General features: G+C 36.6%; 17 protein-coding genes and 1 tRNA gene. All 18 read left to right on the top strand.

Annotated elements, in window-relative coordinates:
- The 18 genes from nadE (at window position 1) to rlmD (ending at window position 20,948) form a co-directional block, all read left to right on the top strand.
- Window positions 1-834, top strand: coding sequence for an ammonia-dependent NAD(+) synthetase (nadE, locus tag R4Y45_RS05915; RefSeq protein WP_339970218.1), 834 nt, complete (start codon window positions 1-3; stop codon window positions 832-834).
- Window positions 835-1,057: 223 nt separating this feature from the next.
- Entirely contained in the window at window positions 1,058-3,736 is a 2,679-nt protein-coding gene (locus R4Y45_RS05910; protein ID WP_339970217.1) for a calcium-translocating P-type ATPase, PMCA-type, read from the top strand.
- 48 nt (window positions 3,737-3,784) lie between these two features.
- Window positions 3,785-3,869: transfer RNA gene (locus R4Y45_RS05905), tRNA-Leu, on the top strand.
- Window positions 3,870-3,950: 81 nt separating this feature from the next.
- Window positions 3,951-4,562, top strand: a complete 612-nt coding sequence (locus R4Y45_RS05900; protein WP_339970216.1) for an ECF transporter S component — start codon at window positions 3,951-3,953, stop codon at window positions 4,560-4,562.
- Between the two features lie 150 nt (window positions 4,563-4,712).
- Window positions 4,713-4,913 (top strand): cold-shock protein, encoded by a 201-nt coding sequence (locus tag R4Y45_RS05895; RefSeq protein ID WP_056974321.1) that lies wholly within the window; start codon window positions 4,713-4,715, stop codon window positions 4,911-4,913.
- Window positions 4,914-4,988: 75 nt separating this feature from the next.
- Entirely contained in the window at window positions 4,989-5,546 is a 558-nt protein-coding gene (locus R4Y45_RS05890; RefSeq protein ID WP_339970215.1) for a glycoside hydrolase family 73 protein, read from the top strand.
- Window positions 5,547-5,625: 79 nt separating this feature from the next.
- A complete protein-coding gene (locus tag R4Y45_RS05885; protein ID WP_339970214.1) occupies window positions 5,626-6,204 on the top strand; it encodes a xanthine phosphoribosyltransferase in 579 nt (192 codons plus the stop codon).
- A 3-nt stretch (window positions 6,205-6,207) separates the two neighbouring features.
- Entirely contained in the window at window positions 6,208-7,542 is a 1,335-nt protein-coding gene (locus tag R4Y45_RS05880) for a nucleobase:cation symporter-2 family protein (RefSeq protein WP_339970213.1), read from the top strand.
- A 133-nt stretch (window positions 7,543-7,675) separates the two neighbouring features.
- The gene (gene guaB / locus R4Y45_RS05875) at window positions 7,676-9,154 is read left to right on the top strand and encodes an IMP dehydrogenase (RefSeq protein WP_339970212.1); all 1,479 of its coding nucleotides are present in this window, start codon (window positions 7,676-7,678) and stop codon (window positions 9,152-9,154) included.
- Window positions 9,155-9,272: 118 nt separating this feature from the next.
- Entirely contained in the window at window positions 9,273-9,851 is a 579-nt protein-coding gene (locus R4Y45_RS05870) for a xanthine phosphoribosyltransferase (RefSeq protein ID WP_339970211.1), read from the top strand.
- Between the two features lie 132 nt (window positions 9,852-9,983).
- Window positions 9,984-12,206 carry a DNA helicase PcrA gene (pcrA, locus tag R4Y45_RS05865; protein WP_339970210.1) on the top strand — a complete coding sequence of 741 codons (2,223 nt, stop codon included), beginning with the start codon at window positions 9,984-9,986 and terminating at the stop codon, window positions 12,204-12,206.
- Window positions 12,207-12,220: 14 nt separating this feature from the next.
- Window positions 12,221-14,248: an NAD-dependent DNA ligase LigA gene (gene ligA / locus R4Y45_RS05860; protein WP_339970209.1), complete on the top strand. Its 2,028-nt coding sequence runs from the start codon at window positions 12,221-12,223 to the stop codon at window positions 14,246-14,248.
- 11 nt (window positions 14,249-14,259) lie between these two features.
- Window positions 14,260-15,408: a CamS family sex pheromone protein gene (locus tag R4Y45_RS05855; protein ID WP_339970208.1), complete on the top strand. Its 1,149-nt coding sequence runs from the start codon at window positions 14,260-14,262 to the stop codon at window positions 15,406-15,408.
- Window positions 15,409-15,420: 12 nt separating this feature from the next.
- Entirely contained in the window at window positions 15,421-15,723 is a 303-nt protein-coding gene (gene gatC, locus R4Y45_RS05850; protein WP_339970207.1) for an Asp-tRNA(Asn)/Glu-tRNA(Gln) amidotransferase subunit GatC, read from the top strand.
- A complete protein-coding gene (gatA, locus tag R4Y45_RS05845; protein WP_339970206.1) occupies window positions 15,723-17,174 on the top strand; it encodes an Asp-tRNA(Asn)/Glu-tRNA(Gln) amidotransferase subunit GatA in 1,452 nt (483 codons plus the stop codon). The genes gatC and gatA overlap by 1 nt, the downstream gene beginning before the upstream one ends.
- On the top strand, window positions 17,174-18,604 hold the full coding sequence (gatB, locus tag R4Y45_RS05840) for an Asp-tRNA(Asn)/Glu-tRNA(Gln) amidotransferase subunit GatB (RefSeq protein WP_339970205.1): 1,431 nt from the start codon (window positions 17,174-17,176) through the stop codon (window positions 18,602-18,604). The genes gatA and gatB overlap by 1 nt, the downstream gene beginning before the upstream one ends.
- Window positions 18,605-18,619: 15 nt before the next feature.
- The gene (locus tag R4Y45_RS05835; protein ID WP_339970204.1) at window positions 18,620-19,537 is read left to right on the top strand and encodes a diacylglycerol kinase; all 918 of its coding nucleotides are present in this window, start codon (window positions 18,620-18,622) and stop codon (window positions 19,535-19,537) included.
- Between the two features lie 61 nt (window positions 19,538-19,598).
- The gene (rlmD, locus tag R4Y45_RS05830) at window positions 19,599-20,948 is read left to right on the top strand and encodes a 23S rRNA (uracil(1939)-C(5))-methyltransferase RlmD (protein WP_339970203.1); all 1,350 of its coding nucleotides are present in this window, start codon (window positions 19,599-19,601) and stop codon (window positions 20,946-20,948) included.
- Window positions 20,949-20,962: the final 14 nt, after the last annotated feature.

Below are 20,962 nucleotides of genomic sequence, written 5' to 3'. Positions count from 1 at the left end.
ATGAGAGAAAAACAACGTGAAATTGTAGCATTTGAACAAGTGAAGCCGACTATTGATGTTAAAGAAGAAATTAGAAACTCAATTGAGTTTTTAAAAGACTATCTTAAAGCTCATCCTTTTTTAAAAACCTATGTACTCGGTATCTCAGGTGGTCAAGATTCGACTTTGACCGGAAAATTAACACAGATGGCGATTGCTGAAATGCGAGAAGAAACCGGTGACAAGGCGTATCAGTTTATTGCGGTTAGATTGCCTTATGGCACTCAAGCAGATGAACAAGACGCAATGGATGCCATTGCTTTTATGAATGCTGATCAAGTTTATCGTGTAGATATTAAAGACAGCGTTGATGCTTTAGTTAAAGCAGTTGAAGCAAATAACACGGCTATCTCCGATTTTAATAAAGGTAATATCAAAGCACGTGTAAGAATGACTACCCAATATGCGATTGCAGGGCAAAATCAAGGAGCAGTCGTTGGCACTGATCATTCTGCTGAAAACATTACCGGTTTTTATACAAAGTATGGTGATGGTGCCGCAGATGTTACACCAATTTTTCGATTAAATAAACGTCAGGGAAAAGCTTTACTAAAAGAACTCAATGCTCCTGAACACCTTTACCTAAAAGAACCAACTGCTGATCTTGAAGAAGACCGTCCAGCACTAGCTGATGAAGTGGCACTAGGTGTAACTTATGATGCAATTGATGATTACTTAGAAGGCAAAGAAGTAAGTGATCATGATGCCAAGATCATCGAAAACTGGTATCAAAAAACCGAACACAAGCGTCACATGCCAATTAGTATTTTTGATGACTTTTGGCGTCATAACTAATAATTAAGAGATATTACTTGTCAGATTAACTACTTTAACGCTATAATGATAATGACATAAGGGAGTAACTGGCAGAAGTATTCTGTGATAAGTTCATCAACCGAAACGATTGTTTCTGGACTTATCTTGAATGGTGAGACTTATGCGTGTTTATTCGCGCATAGGTCTTTTATTGTTTATAGACCTGGCGATTATTTTCCTATAGAAAAAATGGAGGGTTATTATGGAAAATTCAAAACGAATTTATGCACTAACAGCTTCTGAAGTTGAACAGAAGTTGAACACCTCAAAAGAGGGGCTATCAAGTGCGGAAGCCAAAGCTCGTTTAGAAAGAGACGGTTTAAATACGCTTCAATCTAAACAAAGTAAATCAATGCTTCAAAAATTCTTTGATCAATTCAAGGACTTTATGATTGTTGTTCTACTTGTAGCTGCAGTGGTTTCTGGTGTTGTTGCACAAGAATGGGCTGATGCTATTATCATCTTGGCCGTTGTGCTAATTAACGCTGTACTTGGTGTTTTCCAAGAATCAAAGGCAGAAGAAGCCATTGAGGCACTAAAAGAAATGTCTACCCCAAATGCTAATGTTTACCGTGATGGCAAAATGGTATCTGTTCCAAGTGACGAAGTCGTTGTGGGAGATATTGTTTCAGTTGAAGCAGGGGATGTTGTACCAGCAGATATTCGTTGGTTATCAACAGCTTCACTTCAAATTGAAGAATCAGCTCTAACAGGGGAATCAGTTCCTGTTGATAAAAACGACAAAGTTCTTGAAGATAAAGATGTGCCAATTGGGGATTGCTTGAACTTAGGTTTTATGAACAGTAACGTGACTTCTGGTCGTGGACTTGGTGTTGTAACTGCTATTGGGATGCAAACTGAAGTTGGTCGTATCGCAGGTATGTTGAACGATACTGATGAAACGACAACACCACTTCAAGAAAACCTAAACTCACTAGGTAAAGTCTTAACTTATCTAATTTTAATTATCGCTGCTTTGATTTTTGTAATTGGACTATTTACTAACCATGAAGGTCTACCTCTACAAACAGTGGCAACTAACATGTTCTTAACGGCTATTTCACTTGCTGTTGCAGCTATTCCAGAAGGGTTGCCAGCTATTGTAACAATTATTCTAGCTTTAGGAACTCAAAAAATGGCAAAACGTAACGCTTTAGTTCGTAAATTGCCAGCTGTTGAAACATTGGGAAGTACAGATATTATCGCTTCAGATAAAACAGGTACTTTAACAATGAATCAAATGACCGTTGAAAAAGTTTACTACAACGGCGAAACACATAGTGCTAAAGATGATATTGATGCTAATAATTCAATGCTACGTGTTATGAATATGGCAAATGATACCAAAATTGGCGGCGAATCAGAATTAATCGGTGATCCAACCGAAACAGCTTTAGTACAATTTGGATTAAATCACAAATTCAATCTCAACTCAGTTTTAAAAGCTGAACCTCGTGTTGAAGAAGTGCCATTTGATTCTGACCGTAAATTAATGTCAACAATTCATGAAGTAAGTGGGCAACCTTACTTTGTTGCGGTTAAAGGTGCTCCAGATGAATTATTAAAACGCGTTACTAAGATTGAACTAAACGGTCAAGTAACCGACATTACTGAAGAACAAAAGCAGGAAATCCTAGCAACAAATACAGCAATGGCTAAACAAGCACTTCGTGTATTGGCTATGGCTTACAAAACAATTGACCAAATCCCAGCTGACCCTTCAACTGAAACAGTTGAAAACGATTTAGTATTTGCTGGACTTGTAGGTATGATTGACCCTGAAAGACCAGAAGCAAAACAAGCGATTGCCGAAGCAAAAGATGCTGGAATCACACCAATTATGATTACTGGTGACCACCAAGATACAGCTGAAGCGATTGCAGGTCGTTTAGGAATCATTACCCCAGGTGATGATAGTCGAGTGATTACAGGTGCACAATTAGATCAGATGACACCTGAAGAATTCAAAGAACGTGTGCCAGAATTTTCTGTTTATGCACGTGTATCACCTGAACATAAAGTACGTATTGTTAAAGCATGGCAAAGTCGTGGCAAAGTTGTAGCTATGACAGGTGACGGGGTTAATGATGCACCATCACTTAAAACTGCTGATATCGGTATTGGTATGGGGATTACAGGTACTGAAGTATCAAAAGGTGCTAGTGATATGGTGCTTGCTGATGATAACTTTGCAACAATTGTTCATGCTGTTCGTGAAGGACGTAAAGTTTTCTCAAATATTCAAAAATCAATTCAATACTTACTTTCAGCTAACTTAGGGGAAGTATTGACCTTATTCTTTATGACAATTCTAGGATGGGACATTCTAAAACCTGTTCAATTATTATGGATTAACTTGGTAACCGATACATTCCCAGCGATTGCTTTGGGTGTTGAACCAAGTGAACCAGGTGTGATGAAACAAAAACCTCGTGGACGTAAATCTACGTTCTTCTCTGGTGGTGTTTCATCAGCTATTTTCTATCAAGGTATTTTAGAAGGTGCCTTAACCTTAGGTGTTTACCTAATTGGACTACATGTTGGTCCTCACGTAAATGACTACGATATGTTGCATGCTGATGCGTTAACTATGGCGTATGTAACACTTGGATTAATTCAATTATTCCACGCCTTTAACGTAAAATCTATCCATCAATCACTTGCACAATCTAATCCATTTGCAAACAAAATGTTGAACTTAGGTATTTTAGTTTCATTTGTAATGTTAGCTATTACAATCTTTGTACCTGGATTCAATCAATTATTCCACGTCACACCATTAGACTTTGTACAATGGGCAGTTGTATTTGCTGCTGGATTTGCAATGATTATTATCGTTGAAATCGTTAAATTTGTTCAACGTCGCATGGGACGTCAATAATAAATTATATTGCCTAAAAAAAAGTATTCTGATATACTTTTTTGGTAAGCGGGCGTGGCGGAATGGCAGACGCGCAAGATTAAGGATCTTGTGACCAATTATGGTCGTGGAAGTTCGAGTCTTCTCGCCCGCATAAAATAAGAAGCATCGCGATTATCTCAGGTGAGATTAGTCGAGGTGCTTTTTAAATAATAAAAAGGATATTTACTTAAAAATGAAGAAAAACAATGTACTAAGTTTAACCTTAATTGCGGTATTTACTGCGTTAATTCTGATTCAATCTTATGTACCACAGTTTGGTTATATCACGGTAATTCCAGGACTACCGGCTATTACAACTGTTGTTTTAACCGTTTCAATTGCAGGAGCGGTTTTAGGACCTAGAATGGGAGCTATTATCGGACTGATTTGGGGAGTAATTGCTTTTATTATGGCCTATACACAGCCAGGAAGTCCGGTAAGTTTATTACTTTTCCAAAATCCATTTATTGCGATTGTGCCAAGAATTTTAACAGGGTTAGTGAGTGGTTATGCGGTTGTCTTATTAAATAAATTTAACACTAATCAATTCATTTCTTATGGTGTAGCTGGGTTACTTGGTGCTTTGGTGAATACCTTAGGTGTGATTGTTATTGCAGCCCTTGTTTTTATGAACAATCCAGAAGCACTAACACAATACTTAGGTAACACACAAAGTAGCCAGTCATTGTTCTTTATTTTGCTTGCTGTACTCGGTGTTAATGCCGTAACAGAAGCTGGTGTATCACTAGTTGTGACCTCTGTTGTAGGGCGCGCTTTGAGCAAAGCTTTTGGTGCGATTAAGTAAAACTGCTGACTTGTTTTATGATTATCATCGTGTTAATATAATAGATGTAGTTTTTGAGTGGTAATTAGGTTCGATTGTTTTTAGTAAGACTTTCTTCTACCAGTACCAAGCATTAAATACATTATTACATTTCAGGAGGAAGTTCTTATTATGGAAAATGGAACAGTAAAATGGTTTAACCCAGAAAAAGGTTACGGATTCGTAACTCGTGAAGATGGTAGTGACGTATTCGTTCACTTCTCAGCTATCCAAAGTGAAGGTTACAAAACTTTAGAAGATGGTCAATCAGTTTCTTTCGATATCGAAGAAAGTGACCGTGGACCACAAGCAGTTAACGTTAACAAACTTTAATAGCTAGAAAAAAGCCCTGACGGGGCTTTTTTTTTATCTCTTTTTGTGGTCAAGATAATTATAAGGAGAACAGTTATGAAAAAAGTCATTAAACTTGTTGGACTCCTATTGTCACTTGTATTAGTGACGGGATGTGCTTATTTAAACGATTATACGAATCAATCTGCTCAAGTTAAACAAGACTTTATCGATCGTATTGCCAAAGATGTTGTTGAAGTCAATCAAAACACGACTATTTTAAATAGCTTTGTTATTGCCCAAGCAGCTCTAGAAAGTAATTACGGTAGAAGTGAGCTTGCCGAAAATTATCATAATTTATTTGGTGTTAAAGCAGGCTCTCAATCAAAAAATAAAGTGACCTTACCCACACAAGAATATGTGAATGGGGAATACAAAACGTATAACTTAGACTTTCAAGTTTATCAATCAGACAAAGAGGCTATTCAAGCTCACCAAAAACTACTACTGTATGGAACAACTTGGAATAGTAGCCAATACGAACGTGTGTTAAAGTCAAAAAATTATAAAGAAGCTTCAGTTGCACTACAAAAAAGTGGTTATGCTACTGATCCAGAATATGCAGATAAAATTATTTCGGTTATTGAGGCCTATAGTTTGTATAATTACGATTGATTTTTTAAAAAATGGCTAAAATGTTCAGAATATGATAAGATTATTGTGAAAAATTTTAATTGAAGGTAGGACGAGAGTTTTGAAATTGCTTGAAGAAAGAATTAAGAAAGACGGTCAACTTTTAGGGGAAGAAGTCTTAAAAGTTGATAGCTTTTTAAACCAACAAATTGATCCAGAACTAATGAAAGAAATGGGTAAAGAATTTTACCGATTATTCAAAGATAACAACATCACTAAAATTTTGACAGTTGAATCATCAGGAATCGCACCTGCATTGATGGCTGGTTATGAATTTGGTGTTCCGGTAGTTTTTGCTAGAAAACACAAGTCACTTACGTTAAAAGATCACTTGTATTCGGCAACTGTTTACTCATTTACAAAGCAAACTTCTAATGAAATTGCGATTTCACAAAAATTCCTAAACGAAGATGACAATGTACTATTGATTGATGATTTCTTAGCTAATGGTCAAGCTGTTAAAGGGATGCTTGAAATCTTAGATCAAGCTAATGCGTCTCTTGGTGGTGTTGGAATTGTGATTGAAAAGTCATTCCAAAAAGGCCGCCAATTATTAGACGATGAAGGTATTCATGTGGAATCATTAGCACGTATTGCGTCATTTGAAAACGGTCAAGTTAATTTTGTCGAGGAGGACTAGTTAATGGATTCGAAAAAATCAGTTAACTCAAATCTGAAGTCCGCTGTTTTAGGACTACAACACTTATTAGCTATGTATTCAGGTTCAATTTTAGTTCCTCTATTAGTAGGGACAGCGTTGAACTTTAACTCAACACAGATGACTTACTTAGTATCGATTGATATTTTAATGTGTGGGTTAGCCACTTTACTTCAATTACAGATGAACCGTTTCTTTGGAATTGGGTTACCTGTTGTTTTAGGGTGTGCAATTCAAGCGGTTGAACCCTTAAAAATGATTGGTTCAGAATATGGGATTCAATATATGTACGGTGCAATTATTTTAGCCGGAATTTTCGTCTTTTTAATTGCAGGCGTTTTCTCAAAAATCAGAAAATTGTTCCCACCAATTGTAACTGGAACCTTGATTACGATGATTGGGCTATCTTTAATGCCTGTTGCCTTTCAAAATATGGGTGGTGGAAACTCTTCTGCTGCTGATTTTGCTAGTCCAACACACTTATTGCTTGGCTTTTTGACCGTGGCTATTATCTTAATTATCAATGTGTGGGGTAAAGGCTTCTTTAAATCAATTGCTGTTTTGGTTGGTTTAGTAGTCGGAACTTTATTAGCAGGATTGATGGGACAAGTCTCTTTACAACCGGTTGCCGAAGCAAGTTGGTTACATTTCCCTCAATTATTCTACTTTGGTGCACCCAAGTTTGAATGGTCTTCAACATTGACAATGATTTTAGTATTATTGACTACTATGGTTGAAACAACAGGTGTTTACTTTGCTTTAAGTGATGTTACTAAACAAAAATTGTCACAAGATGATTTAAAACGTGGTTATCGTGCTGAAGGACTATCTGTTATTTTAGGTGGATTATTCAACACATTCCCTTACACGACTTTTTCACAAAACGTAGGGTTATTACAACTTTCAGGAATCAAAACAAGACGTCCAATTTACTATGCTGCAGGTTTCTTAATCTTATTAGGTTTCCTACCTAAATTCGGTGCATTAGCTACTATTATTCCTTCTTCAGTATTAGGTGGAGCAATGCTAGTGATGTTTGGTATGGTTGCTGTACAAGGAATTAAGATGCTTAAATTAGTAGACTTCGATAACGAAAAGAACTTGCTAATTGTTGCTGTATCACTTGGATTAGGATTAGGTGTGACATCATTCCCACACTTCTTCAATGCCCTACCTCAAACATTAAAAATGTTATTGAGTAATGGAATTGTGATTGCGATTTTATCTTCAGTAATCTTGAACTTATTATTTAATGGTAAAAAAGGGTTAATTTCTTACGAAACAACTGAAGCTAAAAATGATACGTCAAACCAAGCGTAAAAACTAATTTAAATAAATATGATAAGAAAATAAGGTTTGGTTTTTTTATCTCATATACTAAGGCCAACTGTTGACAGGTTGGCTTTTTTTTATTACATTTGATAGTAATATAATTTTATGGAGGTTTTATTCAATGTCAAATTGGGACACAAAATTTAAAAAAGAAGGGCTTACCTTCGACGATGTTTTATTAATTCCTAGAGAAAGTCACGTATTACCACACGATGCAGATTTATCTGTACAATTAGCGGATAATTTGAAACTGAATGTCCCAATTTTAAGTGCCAGCATGGATACAGTTACAGAATCAAAAATGGCTGTTGCTATGGCTCGCCAAGGTGGACTAGGTGTTATTCACAAAAATATGAGTATTGAAGCTCAAGCTGACAACGTTTTACAAGTAAAACGTTCTGAAAGTGGTGTTATCAGCGCACCATTTTTCCTAACAGCTGACCGTACAATCAACGAAGCTGAAGCATTGATGAGTCGTTACCGTATTAGTGGTGTTCCAATTGTTGATAATGATAAAAATCGTAAATTAACAGGTATTGTTACAAACCGTGATTTAAGATTTATTACCGACATGAACCAAAAAATCGACAACGTCATGACTAAAGAAGGATTAGTTACAGCTCCAGTTGGCACTTCTTTAGCCGAAGCTGAAAAAATCTTACAAGATCACCGTATTGAAAAATTACCATTGATTGATACAGATGGCCGTTTAAGTGGGTTAATCACAATCAAAGACATTGAAAACGTTAAACAATTTCCAAATGCTGCTAAAGACGCACAAGGTCGTTTACTAGTAGCTGCTGCTGTTGGGGTTACAAGTGATACATTTGACCGTGCACAAGCTTTACTAGATGCAGGTGCTGATGCAATTATTATCGATACTGCTCACGGACATTCTGCTGGGGTATTGCGCAAAATTGCTGAAATCAGAAAAGAATTCCCTAAAGCAACTTTAATTGCCGGAAATGTTGCCACAGCTGAAGGGACAGAAGCCTTGTATCAAGCAGGTGTTGATGTGGTTAAAGTCGGAATTGGACCTGGTTCAATTTGTACAACTCGTGTTGTTGCTGGTGTGGGTGTTCCTCAAATTACAGCCATTTACGATGCCGCAAATGTTGCTAGAAAATACAACAAGACGATTATTGCTGATGGTGGAATTAAATACTCAGGTGATATTATTAAAGCACTTGCAGCAGGTGGAAATGCTGTTATGCTAGGTAGTATGTTAGCAGGTACTGAAGAATCACCTGGTGAATTTGAAATTTACCAAGGCCGTCGTTTCAAGACATACCGTGGTATGGGAAGTCTTGCTTCAATGACACATGGGTCATCAGACCGTTACTTTCAAAGTAGCGTCAATGAAGCTAACAAGTTAGTTCCTGAAGGTATTGAAGGTCGTGTTGCTTATAAAGGCCCTCTTGCAGATATCATCTACCAAATGGAAGGTGGTATTCGTTCAGGTATGGGTTATGTAGGTGCTGAAAACATTCAATCACTACATGACAATGCCCAATTTGTTCGTATCACTGGTGCAGGTCTTAAAGAATCTCATCCACACGATGTTCAAATTACAAAAGAAGCCCCTAACTACAGTTTATAAGCCGATAGTTAAAATGATTTTGCAATAATAACGACCATTAAAAGGTGTTATAGCGTTATTATTCGTGTTATGTTAGACTTAGGTTATACGATAGATCTTCAAAAGGTAGGAAATAACATTGAAAATTTTAAAAGATAGATTACTTAAAGATGGAAAAGTCATTGGTGATGATGTTTTAGAAGTTGACTCATTTCTAAAACAACAATTAGACCCTGTTTTGATGAAACAAATGGCTGATGAATTTTACGAACGCTTTAAAGAAAAGAAAGTTACCAAAATTCTGACAGTTGAAGCTTCAGGAATCGCACCAGCAATCATGGTGGGTTACAACTTCAACGTTCCGGTTGTTTTTGGTCGAAAACAAAAATCAGTGACATTGAATGACAACATGTACTCAGCAACTGTGTTCTCATACACACATCAAACTTCAAATGAAATTGTTATTTCACGTGATTTCTTATCAGCTGATGACCATGTTTTAATTATCGATGACTTTTTGGCTAATGGCCAAGCAGTTGAAGGCTTACTAGATATTGTGAACCAAGCAGAAGCAACAGTTGCAGGAATTGGAATTTCTGTTGAAAAAAGCTTCCAAAAAGGTCGCAAAATGCTAGATGAACAAGGTTACCAAGTTGAATCACTTGCACGTATTTCATCTTTTGAAGGTGGAAAAATTCACTTTTTAGACGAAGAATAAATTAAAAAAAGGTCACAAGCTTTTAGGCTGTGATCTTTTTTTGTGTGATAAAAACTACATTTAATAACTGATTTTTGCTATACTGGTATGTATTAGCAACGTTATAAATACAAGATGAGAGTGGGAAAAATTGTGAATCAAACTGATATTTTAACAGGACTAAATGACAAGCAAAAAAAAGCTGTAAAACATACTGAAGGTCCTTTGCTTGTAATGGCCGGAGCCGGTAGTGGTAAAACAAGTGTCCTAACACGTCGGATTGCATATTTAGTTGATGAAAAAAATATCAATCCTTCTCATATCTTAGCAATCACTTTTACAAATAAAGCAGCTCGAGAAATGAAAGAACGTGTTTTAGATTTGCTAGGGGCAAATGGCCAAAGTATTTGGATTTCAACTTTCCATGCTTTGTGTGTGCGTATCTTAAGAGCTGAAGCGTCTAAAATCAATTATACGACTTCATTTACAATTTCAGATCCAGCAGAACAACAAACGTTAGTTAAGCAAATTTTAAAAGAACGTAACTATGATCCTAAATTGTATAATCCAAAAGCCATTTTAGGAACAATTAGCAATGCTAAAAATGACTTACTAACACCTGAAAAATTTGCAGAATCAGTGAACAATAGTTTTGCTAAAGTTGTTTCTGAAGTTTACGATCAGTACCAAAAAACTTTATTTGAAAATCAAGCGATGGACTTTGATGATTTGATTATGAAGACGATTGAATTATTCAAAACTTCTCCAGAAACCCTGCACTTTTATCAAGAAAAATTCCAATATATTCACGTGGATGAATATCAAGATACAAATGAAGCACAATATCAAATTGTTAAAATGCTGAGTGCAAAATATCAAAATATTTGTGTTGTGGGTGATTCTGACCAAAGTATCTATGGTTGGCGTGGTGCTAACATGGAAAACATTTTGAACTTTGAGCAAGATTACGCTGACACTAAAACGATATTGTTGGAACAAAATTACCGTAGTACGTCACATATTCTAAGTGCCGCTAATAGTGTGATTGAAAATAATAATAATCGTAAGCCCAAAAAACTTTGGACTGACCAAGGTGATGGAGAAAAAGTTAAATGTTATCGTGCTCAAAATGACTTAGATGAGTCCTTATTTATTGTTGAAAACATCAACGAAGGTATTGAATCCAACAAGCGTCATTATCGTGATTATGCGATTTTATATCGAACAAATGCACAGTCTCGAACCGTTGAAGAAGGCCTTATCAAAGCTTCAATTCCTTACAAAATTGTCGGTGGTCACAAGTTTTATGACCGTAAAGAAATTAAGGACTTATTGGCTTATTTAAGATTAATTGATAATCCAAATGACACCATGAGTTTAAACCGTATCATTAATACACCAAAACGTGGAATTGGTCCAGGAACATTGACGAAGTTAAATGAGTTTGCAGCTGAAAATAATTGGACGTTACTTGAAGCCGCCAAGAATGTCGCACTATCTTCAATTGGTAGTAAAGCTCAAAAAGCAATGCAGGCCTTTTCAACCATGATGCAAGATTTTATTGATTACCATGATAATCACTCGATTACCTCAATTGTTGAAAAAATTCTTCATCAAAGTGGCTATACACAAGACTTGAAAGAACAAAATACATTAGAATCACAAACTAGATTAGAAAATATCGATGAATTCTTATCTGTAACCAATAAGTTTGATGAAGGTTATGATGATAATCAAACCGAACAATCTCGTTTAACTGATTTCCTAGCTGATGTATCACTATTGTCTGACCAAGACGAAGGTGAAGAAGAGGAAGATGAAGTAACCTTAATGACACTTCATGCAGCTAAGGGACTAGAGTTTCCAGTAGTCTTTTTAGTAGGTATGGAAGAAGGGTTATTCCCATCTTCAAGAAGTTTAGGCGATGAAGACTCACTTGAAGAAGAACGTCGCTTAGCTTACGTTGGTGTGACACGTGCTAGAGAGCAATTATATTTAACTAACGCACATTCTCGTTTGCTTTATGGTAGACGTCAGTCCAACATGCCTTCTCGTTTTGTACAAGAAATTTCATTTGATCATCTTGAAAAAATCGAACCAAAAGTACAAGAACAGCCTGATAATCCGTTGAAAGATTATCATAGAAAAGCTTATTCGCCTGTATATCACAGTCATGTTGCACCAAAAAGTAAAGGTGCTGTAGGGGCTGAAAAACAACCTTGGCAAGTGGGTGACAAAGTTGCACATAAAGCTTGGGGAGAAGGAACCGTTGTTAAAATAACGGGAACTGGAACAGATACCGAATTAGATATTGCATTTGAAAGTCAAGGTGTTAAACGTTTACTTGCTGAGTTTGCACCAATTACGAAGAAATAAAAAGGGATGACATAATGACAGTTGAACATCCAGTGTCTGAGTTAACACGTCAACAGGCACAAGTAGAAGTTAATCAATTACGTGAAAAGTTAGATCAGTGGGCTAAAGAATATTACGATGAGGACAACCCTTCTGTTGAAGATTATATTTATGATCAAAACTACCATCGTTTGCAAGATATTGAAAAACATTTTCCAGAATTAATTTCACAAGATTCAATTACACAACGAGTGGGTGCATCTGCTTCAACGAAATTAGAAAAGATTACGCATACACCCCCGATGCTTTCAATGAGTGATGTTTTTTCTATGGATGAGCTCGTTGAATTTGATAAGCGTGTCAAAAAGCAGTTGCAAACCGATGATGTCAGTTATAATGTCGAACTAAAAATCGATGGCTTAGCATTATCAGTTGTCTATGAAGAAGGTAAACTTGTTCAGGCTTCAACACGTGGAGATGGGTTAATTGGAGAAAATGTTACTGCCAATGTTCAAACGATTAAAGATGTTCCCAAAACCTTACCAGAACCACTTTCAATTGAGTTTCGTGGCGAATGTTACATGCCTAAAAAGTCATTTGCTGATTTAAACAAAAAACGCGAACAAGAAGGACAGCAAATTTTTGCTAATCCGAGAAATGCAGCAGCAGGATCATTAAGACAACTTGACTCAGCTGTGACAAAAAGTCGTAACTTAAGTACCTTTTTCTATCACTGGGTATCAACAGATGAAGACGTAACAACGCAAGTTGAAGCTTTAAATAAAATGACTGAGTTAGGTCTTAGCACTAATCCTGATTCAATTGAAGTTCAATCCATTAATGATGTTTTGAAATTTGTTGAAGAATATGAACAAAAGCGTGATAGTCTACCTTATGGCATTGACGGTGTTGTCGTCAAAGTTAACCGCTTTGATTACCAACAACAACTAGGGAATACAGTCAAAGTGCCGAGATGGCAAATTGCCTATAAATTTGCACCAGAAGAATCAAAAACAGTTGTTAGAGATATTCAATGGACAGTTGGTCGTACGGGTGTTGTAACACCAACGGCTATTATGGATCCTGTGCAGTTAGCTGGAACAACTGTTTCAAAGGCAACTTTACACAACCCAACATTATTACATCAAAAAGATGTGCGATTGCTAGATACTGTGTTTATTCATAAAGCGGGCGACATTATTCCTGAAATTTCTCGCGTTATCAAAGAAAATAGGGATGCCAGTTCACAACCCTACCAAGTTCCCACTCATTGTCCTTCATGTGGGGCAGAACTCGTTAATTTGAATGATGAGGTCGCTTTAAGGTGTGTGAATCCGATGTGTGAAGCACAAATTATGGAAAAACTGGCGCACTTTGCTTCTCGTAATGCCATGGATATTACAGGGCTAGGTCCTCGAATTATTAAGCAGTTATTTGAGAAAAAATTAATTAAAGATGTCGCTGGACTTTACCAACTTGAAGCAGACGAGTTATTAGTTCTGGATAAATTTGGTGAAAAATCAGCGCAGAACTTAATTGACTCTATCAATCAAAGTCGCAGTAATTCACTAGATAAGTTGTTATTTGGATTAGGTATTCGAAATGTCGGGGCTAAAGTTGCGCAAATTATTTGTGAAAAGTACGAAACAATCGACAACCTCATGCAAGCAACTTCTGAAGACTTACAGCAAATTGACACGGTCGGACAAGTGATTGCTGATGCGATTACTTTGTACTTCAAACAAGACCAAGCACAAAAGTTAATCCGTGAGCTAAAAGATTCAAGAGTTAATATGACTTATCTGAAACCAGAAGCACCAACTGCAGATAATGCTTTCTTTAACGATAAAACAGTGGTGATTACAGGAACATTATCCCATTACAAACGTAAGGAGCTAGCAACATTGCTACAGTCATACGGGGCTAATGTTACGTCATCGGTTTCAAAAAATACCAACTTATTAATCTATGGTGAAAATGCTGGGTCAAAATATACTAAAGCGCAAGATTTGGGCGTTTCAGTAATGGATGAAGCAACCTTGATTGCTAATTTACAAGAGTAGGAGGCTGTATTTTGAAAAAAATCGTCTATCTTATACAGCTTATAATTTTAATGATTGTCCTAACTGGTTGTGGCAATCTGCAAAATTCGAACTTGGCCAATAATAATTCGGCTCAAGTACAAAATACGTTTCAAATTACAGGAACAACCAACGACAATACTTATAATGTTCTACTCCAAGATGGGCGCTACAAATCCAGTCCATCTCGTGGTGCAACTGCAACAATGTTGAATTCAGTTGATGTAACAGGGATGGAATCAGGATTAGTCCAAATTTCAAAACAAACGTTTTCAACTGAAAAATACATTTTTCAAGAAGGTCAACAAATCAGTCAAAGTGATGCTTATAATTGGTTAGGTCGCTATGATGAAAAAGACAATCCAGAAGGATTAAATCCGACCGCTAATTCCGAGACGGATTCAGATAAACGCACACCGATTTATCTTGAACAGTTGTTGGAACAAAATTACATGACAGGTTCAGGTAATAATTATAGCGTGCAAGGAATCAGTCTAACTCTGGCGATGAATTCAGTTGATTATTATCAAAAAGAAAAAAATGGTGCGACATATAGCACTAAAATTTCTCGTGAAGATCAAGAAAAACAGGGTAAGGAAATGGCTCAAAAAGTTGTCGAACGTTTACGACAAAAAGAAGGTCTTAAAAATATTCCTATCGTGATTGCGTTATATTCTCGTCCAAGTGTAGATAGTTTAACTGGTGGTACCTACTTTGCTACCACAACAATAAATGGTGACAGTAGTGCGATTAACAATTGGCAAACCATCGATAACCAAACGCAAGTGTTTCCAATTGTTTCAAGTTCTGAAAAAGCCATTAATAGTTCAGACCTTGAAGCATTTCAAAACTTCAAATCAATTGTTCAAGGTTATTTCCCTAACTTAAGTGGGGTTATTGCCAAAAGTAGTTATGAAAATGGTAAACTTAATGCAATGACTATAACTGTTAACACACAGTTTTATGGTTATCAGCAAATCAATAGTTTTACGAAATTAATTTCTAACAGTGCTGAAAAATATTTACCTAAAAATGTTCCTATCGAAATTAAAGTTCAAGCTGTTGGTGAAGTCCAATCGGTTGTGATTCGAGACAGTAATAATTATAATTTCTATAGTCACGTCTTTAGTAATGAAAATTAACGGAGGTATTCAATGATTTCTAAAGAAGAAATTGCGCACGTTGCGGCGCTTTCAAGATTAAAATTTAGCGAAGAAGAACTTGAAATGTTCACACCCCAAATGGATGAAATTATCGCTATGGCAGGGCAGCTACAAGAAGTGGATACAACAGATGTTGTGCCAACCAACTTGATTGTTGATGAAGAAAATGTCTTCAGAAATGATGAAGTCGAAAAAATGCAAACCCGTGAAGAGCTACTTAAAAATGTTCCTGAAACAAAAGACGGCTTAATTAGAGTGCCTTCAATTATCGACAAGGAGGATGACAATCAATAATGAATTATTTAAACGAATCAATTGATCAATTACATCAAGACTTAGTTGATCAAAAATTGTCAGCTAAAGAACTTGCAACTAATACGCTTGATAACATCAAAAAAACAGATGATAAATTCAACTCTTTCATTTCATTGAATGAAAATGCACCAAAAGAAGCAGAAGCTATCACAGAATTTGATACCCCTTTGGCAGGAATTCCAATTGCGGTTAAAGATAACATTGTGACAACAGAAATGAAAACGACAGCAGCTAGTCGCATGCTTGAAAACTTTGTATCTGTTTATGATGCAACTGTTGTTTCAAAACTAAAAGACCAAAAAGCGGTTATTATTGGTAAACCAAACTTGGATGAATTTGCGATGGGTTCATCTACTGAAACTTCATACTTTGGTGTTTCAAAAAATCCTTGGGACCAAACTAAAGTTCCTGGTGGTTCTTCTGGTGGTTCAGCAACTGCTGTCGCTAGTGGTCAAGTTGTGGCTGCATTGGGTTCAGATACTGGTGGTTCAATTCGCCAACCAAGTGCTTTCACTGGGATTTTTGGAATTAAACCAACTTATGGTCGTGTATCACGTTGGGGATTAATTGCCTTTTCTTCAAGTTTAGACCAAATCGGTGTAATGACTAAACGTGTTAAAGATGCTGCTTATGTCTTAAACGCTATTAGTGGACATGATGAACGTGATTCAACTAGTTCAATGCGTGAAGTTCCTGACTTTACTAAAGCTCTTAACAAAGACGTTAAAGGTCTAAAAATTGCTGTTCCTAAGGAATACTTTGAAATCGGTGTTTCTGACGAAGTTAAACGTGTTGTTAATGAAGCCATTAAAGTTTATGAAGAAAATGGTGCAATTGTTGAAGAAGTAAGCTTGCCACATACTAAATATGTCATTCCAACTTACTACTTAATTGCTTCTAGTGAAGCTTCATCTAACTTACAACGTTTTGATGGTATTCGTTATGGCTTCCGAGCAAACGATGTGAAGAGCTTAGCTGACGTTTATGTTAAAACGCGTTCTGAAGGATTCGGAGACGAAGTTAAACGTCGTATTATGCTAGGTACGTTCTCACTTTCAGCCGGAACTTATGATGCTTACTTCAAAAAGGCTGCACAATTGAGAACCTTAATCAAACAAGACTTCGACCGTCTATTTGAAAAATATGACTTAGTAATGGGACCAACAGCACCAACAACTGCTTTTGGTATTGATGCTAAAAATGATGATCCAATGACAATGTATGCTAATGATATCTTGACAATTTCAGCTAATATGGCAGGTATCCCAGCAGCAAGTATTCCAGCAGGTCTTGCTTCAGACAATATGCCGGTAGGTCTTCAAATTATGGCACAACGTTTTGATGAAGAAGCTATCTTTAATGCCGCAAGTTTCTATGAAGATTACAGTAAATTCTATGAAAAAGTTCCTAGTGAAATGGAGGACAAATAATGAATTTTGAAACAACTATTGGGCTTGAAGTCCACGTTGAATTAAAAACGAACACTAAAATGTTCAGTCCAAGTCCAGTGCAATACGGAGCAGAACCTAACACAAACACAAACGTGATTGACTTTGGTTACCCTGGTGTATTGCCAACTGTGAATAAAGAAGCTTACCGTCTAGGAATTATGGTGGCTTCAGCAATGCACGCTAATGTATCACCTTATACACACTTTGACCGTAAAAACTACTTCTACCCAGATAATCCAAAAGCATACCAAATCACACAATCAGAATTTCCATTAGCTACTGGCGGTTACATCGAAATTGAAGTGAATGGGTATACTAAAAAGATTCGCTTAGAAGAAATGCACGTTGAAGAAGATGCGGGTAAAAATACCCACGGTACAGATGGCTACTCATCTGTTGACTTGAACCGTCAGGGAACACCATTGATTGAAATTGTGTCAAAACCTGATATTGCTACACCTGACGAAGCTCAAGCTTACCTGGAAAAATTACGTCAAATCGTTCAATTTACAGGGGCTTCTGATGTTAAGATGGAAGAAGGATCAATGCGTGTGGATACTAACATTTCACTACGTCCAATTGGTCAAGAAGAACTAGGTGAAAAAGCTGAGCTTAAAAACTTGAACTCATTTAACCATGTTCGTTTAGGTCTTGCTTATGAAGAAAAACGCCAAGCTGAAATTTTACTTGCAGGTGGCGAAATCAAACCTGAAACTCGTCGTTTTGACGAAACAACAGGTCAAACTTACTTACTACGTGTAAAAGAAGGAAAAGACGACTACCGTTACTTCCCAGAACCTGATATTCCAGGATTCCACGTGGCTGATTCATGGGTTGAAGAAATTAAATCTCAAATTCCAGAAATGCCAGATGTTCGTCGTAAACGTTATGTTTCTGAATTAGGTATCCCTGAATACGATGCTAATATCTTGACTCAAACTAAAGAAATGTCTGACTTCTTTAATGAAACTGTTGAACATGGTGGGGATGCAAAACTTGCTTCTAACTGGTTAATGGGTGAAGTAAATGCTTACTTGAACACCAACAAAATCGACTTGTTAGAATCAAACCTAACACCTGAAAACTTAGCAACCATGATTAAATTGATTAAAGATGGTACAATTTCTTCAAAAATTGCGAAAAAAGTTTTCCAAGAAACAATTACAAATGGAACAGAACCAAAAGCTTGGGTTGAAGAAAAAGGATTGGTTCAACAATCTGATCCAGCAGTTCTAGTACCATTGATTAATGATATTTTGGACAACAATGAACAATCTATTGAAGACTACAAGAACGGTAAAGACCGTGCAATCGGTTTCTTAGTTGGTCAAATCATGAAAGCAACTAGAGGTCAAGCGAACCCTAAAGTTGTGAATAAGATTTTGTTAGAAGAATTAGATAAGAAGTAAGGGTAGGCGATTTGAGTGCCAAAAGCCAGATTGATTTACAACCCGACTTCTGGACATAAACCCGTGACAACAAGTGTGGTGGATATTTTAGCTGTACTTGAAGAGGCGGGATTTGAAGCGAGTTCGTTTCAAACAACTGAAGAAAAAGATTCTGCTAAAAGCGAAGCAATTCGTGTTGCAAAAGCAGGGTTTGATTTAATTGTTTCAGCTGGTGGTGACGGCACCCTAGATCAAATTATCAACGGGATTGCCCCGCTTGAAACAAGACCAAAAGTAGCTATTGTACCAGCAGGAACCGCTAATGATTTTGCTCGTGCACTGCACATTCCTCGAAATAACTTTAAGGCTGCAGCCGAGGTTATTCTAAAGGGTCAAACGCAAAAATTAGATATAGGGCATGCTTATTCCAAAACGCATAGCCAATATTTTGTGAATAATGCAGGTGGCGGACACGTGACGGAAGTGACGTATGCTCCCACTTGGCAGCAAAAATCTGTTTTTGGTTATAGTGCTTATCTCATGCATGGGGTTAAATTATTAGCAGGGCTTCAGCCTCGAAAAGTTCGGTTGACTTATGACAACGGTGTTTTTGAGGGCGAGACTGTTTTGTTTTTGCTGGGACTAACGAATTCAATTGGTGGATTTGAAAAAATATTACCAGTTCCTGAGTTTTCAGATGGTTATTTTGGACTGTTGATTGTGAAACCGACTAAAATTAGACGGTTATTGCGATTAATTAAATTAGCGGTAGATGATTGCAAACATCTCGCTGATAATGATGTGATTTTTGTTAAAACAAAAACACTACAAGCAGAATTGCTAGATGATAACCAACATGGCAATGATGTGAATATTGATGGTGAAAAAGGAACTACTTTTCCGCTATTATTTGAAAATTTAACTCAACATATTGAGTTTTATGTTAATTTTTAAACGTACTAAAAAAACTGTACCTATTTCATTGGGTACAGTTTTTTAGAGCCTAGGAGATAATATGTTAAATAAGAACCAAGAACTACAATTGACGATTACTGATTTAAGTTATGAAGGGATGGGCGTGGCACATACTGATGAAGGTATGACGCTATTCGTTGATAACGCTTTACCTGGTGAAGTCGTTACGGCTAAAATTTTGAAGCTTAAAAAAGGCTTTGGTTTTGCTAAAACTGTTTCTATTGAAACTAAAAGTCCAGACCGTGTAGAAATGTCATCTAACAAGTGGGCACAAACAGGGATTGCCCCACTTGCACACTTAACTTATGCTAAGCAACTTGAATTCAAAACAAAACAAGTTAAGACATTAGTTGAAAAGAACAAATTAGATATTGATGTTTTAGAGACGATTGCTTCACCTAATGAATTAGGTTACCGTAATAAAGCACAAGTGCCTGTTCGCCAAGTCAAAAGGCAACTTGAAGTTGGCTTCTTTAGAAAACGTTCTCATGACTTAGTGGTTATGGAAGATTTCTTAATCCAAGATCCAAAAATCGATAACACGATTAAAGGTGTTCGTGAAATCCTACGTCAATACGGCATTACTGGATATGACGAACGTAATCATCGTGGACAAGTGAAGAATATCATTGTTCGCCGTGGTTACTTCACGGGTGAAATTATGGTTGTTTTAGTTTGTTTAGATAAAAAATTCAAACACTTACCTGAAATTGCTGATGAAATTCATCAACTTGAAGAAGTCAAAAGCGTTTATTTGAACCATAACCCACAAAAAACTAATGTGATTATGGGTAAAAAGAACCGCTTATTAGCAGGTAATTCTTATATTACTGATAAAATCGGTGACCAAACCTTTATGATTTCACCGCAATCATTCTTCCAAATTAATTCAAGTCAAACACCAACACTTTACCAAAAGGCCGTTGAAATGGCAGAATTGAACCAAGATGATGAAGTATTAGATACCTATTCAGGTATTGGGACAATTGGCCTTTCAGTGGCTAAAGAAGTTAAAAGTGTAACGGGTGTTGAAGTGGTGAAATCAGCGGTAGAAGATGCTAAAAATAATGCCACTTTAAACCACATTACAAACTCTGAATTCTTCTTAGGTAAGTCAGAAGAATACATGAATCATTGGGCAGAAGAAGGTAAACAAGCGACAGTTGTGATTGCTGATCCACCAAGAAAAGGTGTAACCAGTGAATTCATTCAATCGACTGCTAAAATTGCCCCTCGTAAGGTGATTTACATTTCATGTAATCCGGCTACTTTGATGCGTGATATTAAAGAGTTTGAAGAATATGGTTATACAACTAAAACAATTCAACCAGTTGATATGTTCCCAATGACACAACACGTGGAATGTGTGACGGTGCTTGAGAAAAACTAAGAGGTGTAAATAAT

The organism is Holzapfeliella saturejae (assembly GCF_037546065.1).
Lineage (GTDB): Bacteria > Bacillota > Bacilli > Lactobacillales > Lactobacillaceae > Holzapfeliella > Holzapfeliella saturejae.
This window is presented reverse-complemented; position numbering and strand designations above follow the sequence as displayed.